The following is a 1676-nucleotide window of genomic DNA, read 5'->3' as shown; positions in this document are numbered from 1 at the left end:
CAGGCGCCCGCGGACCTTGCCGAGCTCGGGGCAGGCATCGCCGACGCCGTCGTGCACGTGTCAGGTGCGGGTCTGGTGCCGCTCGGGCCCGACGCCGCGCCCGACGTCGTCGACCTGCGGGTCCGGCTGGACCACGCCGCCGGACGCAAGACCCGGCACGTCCAGACCGCGGTCGCCGCCCGGTGGCCCGGGGCCAGGATGTTCCCGGAGACGGACCCGCCCGGGGGGTCGTCCCAGTGGCCCGGACTGGACGATGATGGACTTCCAGTGCTTATTGCCCGATTCACCCGGTACGGTGTATCGGCGGATCTCGACAGGATCGGTACCGAACATGGCGCAGAATTTCCTGGGCGGCCTCCTACGGAGGATCCCGCGAGTGCTCCGCGTGGTGCCGAGCCGCTTGTCGTGATCACCCGGGAACCTGTCCCGGGTTCAGTGGAACACGCCCGGCTGGAGCGGCTGTACGCCGTCCGGCCGGACCTGGTGGTGGTGCACACGGGACTCCCGGGGCCGGTCGGGGACTGGTTCGGGACGCTGAGCGGTGGGGGCCCCGCGGTCGTGGTGGCGTGCGGGACCGGGCGGGCAAACGCCGCGGCGGCCGTGGCGCGCTTGAGCGGTCGCGGTCGGGCAGGAGCAGTCGAGAAGTCGCGGTAGAGCAGTCATGAACGACGAGCAGGAGGTCCGGACGAGCACGAGGTCCGGACGAGCACGAAGTCCAAGAGCACAGAGCAAGAAGAACGAAGGGGGCTCACCGATGATCGCGGAGGCGGGATTCGAACGGCACGCACAGTCGGCGCCGCGCCCGGTCTCACCCACCGAGGAGCGCAACCCGCGCACCCGTGACATCGACGTGGTCTCCACGGCGGACATGGTGCGCATGATCACCGACGAGGACGCCGCCGTCATCGCCGCGGTGCGCGCGGCACACCCGCGCATCGTCGAGGCGATCGACCTCGCGGTGGAGGGGATCCGCGCCGGGGGACGGGTGCACTACGTCGGCTCGGGCACGTCGGGCCGCATGGGCCTGCTCGACGCGGCCGAGCTCCTGCCCACCTACGGCGTGGGCGAGGAGATGTTCGTGCCGCACCTGGCCGGCGGCCTGGGCGCCTTCAAGAAGGCGGCGGAGGGTGCCGAGGACGACGTCGAGGCGGGCGCCGTGCTCGTGTCCGACGTCGGGCCCGCTGACGTCGTGTTCGGCATCGCGGCCAGCGGGAACACCCCCTACGTCGGGGGAGCGCTCGACATGGGCCGCTCGCGCGGGGCACGCACCGTGCTGCTCGCGTCCAACCCCTTCGCCGCCCTGGCGCCGAAGGCCGACGTGCCGATCCTGGTGAACACGGGGCCGGAGGCCATCACGGGGTCCACCCGCATGAAGGCGGGCACCGCCCAGAAGATGGTGCTGAACACCTTCTCGACGGCGGTCATGGTGCGGCTCGGGAAGACCTACTCCAACCTCATGGTCGAGGTGCTCGCCACCAACGAGAAGCTGCGCAAGCGCCTGGTACGCCTGCTCACGCAGGCCACGGACCTGGAGGCCGACGTGTGCGAGAACGCGCTCGCGGCGACCGACGGCGACCTGCGGGCCGCGCTCGTCATGCTCGTCGCGGGCGTCGACCGGTCCGCTGCCGTGGCGGCGCTCGCCGTCGAGCCCGGTGGGGTCAGCGGGCCGTCGGTGC

1 protein-coding gene is annotated in these 1676 nt (G+C 72.1%); it reads left to right on the top strand.

The window, feature by feature from the left end; translation table 11 throughout:
• Positions 1 to 754 precede the first annotated feature (754 nt).
• A partial coding sequence (gene murQ, locus PROKR_RS29765; RefSeq protein ID WP_084800776.1) for an N-acetylmuramic acid 6-phosphate etherase occupies positions 755 to 1676 on the top strand: 922 nt, incomplete at its 3' end.

This window comes from Promicromonospora kroppenstedtii DSM 19349 (genome assembly GCF_000515355.1).
GTDB lineage: Bacteria > Actinomycetota > Actinomycetes > Actinomycetales > Cellulomonadaceae > Promicromonospora > Promicromonospora kroppenstedtii.
The sequence above is the reverse complement of the archived record's forward strand: the minus strand, read 5'-3'. Positions and strand labels throughout refer to the sequence as shown.